The 1,611-nt window shown below is 70.1% G+C and carries 1 protein-coding gene; it reads left to right on the top strand.

The window, feature by feature from the left end:
- Positions 1–91 precede the first annotated feature (91 nt).
- Positions 92–1,611 (top strand): ABC-F family ATP-binding cassette domain-containing protein (locus GBZ26_RS29265; protein ID WP_174441783.1); only part of this gene is annotated, 1,520 nt, incomplete at its 3' end.

Raw genomic sequence — 1,611 nt, 5'->3', positions numbered from 1 at the left:
CCGTGCATCCCCGCCCCGGCGCAATCGGGTGTCGCGGGCCTGCGGACCGCACGCTATATAAGCACACCTCCGCACACCGCACCGTTGGGTCATGGCTCCTCCCGCTCCGATCACCGCGCTCCAGGGCGTATCCGTCACCTTCGGTGGCCGTCCGCTGTTCGAAACCATCGACCTGTCCATCGGACGGGGCGACAAGGCCTGTCTGGTCGGGCGGAACGGGTCCGGCAAATCGACGCTGATGAAGGTGCTGGCCGGCATGATCCAGCCGGACGGCGGCACCGTCTTCACCCAGCCGGGCGCCCGCATCGCCTATCTGCCGCAGGAACCGGACTTCACCGGCTGCGCCACCGTCCACGACTACGTCGCCGCCGGCCTGCCCGCCGACGAGCGGGACGAGACGCACCGGGTGGACGCCGTGCTGGACCGGCTCCAGGTGCCGGGCCATCTCGACCCCAACACGCTGTCGGGCGGCGAGGCGCGGCGCACGGCGCTGGCCCGCACGCTGGTCGGCGCCCCCGACGTGATGCTGCTCGACGAGCCGACCAACCATCTCGACCTTCCCACCATCGAGTGGCTGGAGGAGGAGCTGCTGGCCTACCGCGGCGGTCTGCTGCTGATCTCGCACGACCGCAGCTTCCTGAACCGGCTGGCCAAGCGCACGCTGTGGCTGGACCGCGGCACGGTGCGCGCCACCGACCGCGGCTTCGCCGAGTTCGAGACCTGGCAGGCCGAGGTCTTCGAATCGGAGGAGATCGCCGCCCAGAAGCTCGACCGCAAGATCGAAGGCGAGATGAAGTGGCTGCGCGAGGGCATCTCGGCCCGGCGCACCCGCAACATGGGCCGCGTGCGCGCCCTGCTCCAGCTCCGCACCGACCGCGCCGAGCGCATCAAGGGCGGCCAGCAGGCCAAGCTCGCCGTCGCCGAGGCCGAGCGCGGCGGGCGCTTGGTCATCGAGGCCGAGCACATCGCGAAGGGCTTTGACACGGCGGACGGCCGCAAGACCGTCGTCACCGACTTCTCCACCCGCATCCTGCGCGGCGACCGGGTCGGGCTGATCGGGCCGAACGGCGCCGGCAAGACCACCCTGCTGAAGATGCTGACCGGCCAGATGGAGCCCGACAGCGGCACGATCCGGCTGGGCACCAATCTGGAAACCGCCTATTTCGACCAGCGGCGCGACGGGCTCGACCCCGAGGACACCATCCGCAAGGTGCTGTGCCCCTTCGGCGGCGACAGCGTGATGGTCAATGGCCAGCCGCGCCACGTCGCCGGCTACATGCGCGACTTCCTGTTCGACACGCGCCAGCTCGACAGCCCGGTCAAGGCGCTGTCCGGCGGTGAGCGCAACCGGCTGCTGCTCGCCCGGCTGTTCGCGCGGCCGAGCAACATGATGATCCTCGACGAGCCGACCAACGACCTCGACATGGACACGCTGGACCTGCTGGAGGACGTGCTCGGCGACTATCAGGGCACGCTGCTGCTGGTCAGCCACGACCGCGACTTCCTCGACCGGCTGGTCACAAGCACCATCGCGGTGGAGGGGGACGGGGTGATCGCCGAGTATCCCGGCGGCTACTCCGACTATCTGGTGCAGCGCCCGCCGCCCAAGGA

The sequence above is a fragment of the Azospirillum formosense genome, from assembly GCF_013340925.1.
Taxonomy (GTDB): Bacteria; Pseudomonadota; Alphaproteobacteria; order Azospirillales; family Azospirillaceae; genus Azospirillum; species Azospirillum formosense.
This window is presented reverse-complemented; position numbering and strand designations above follow the sequence as displayed.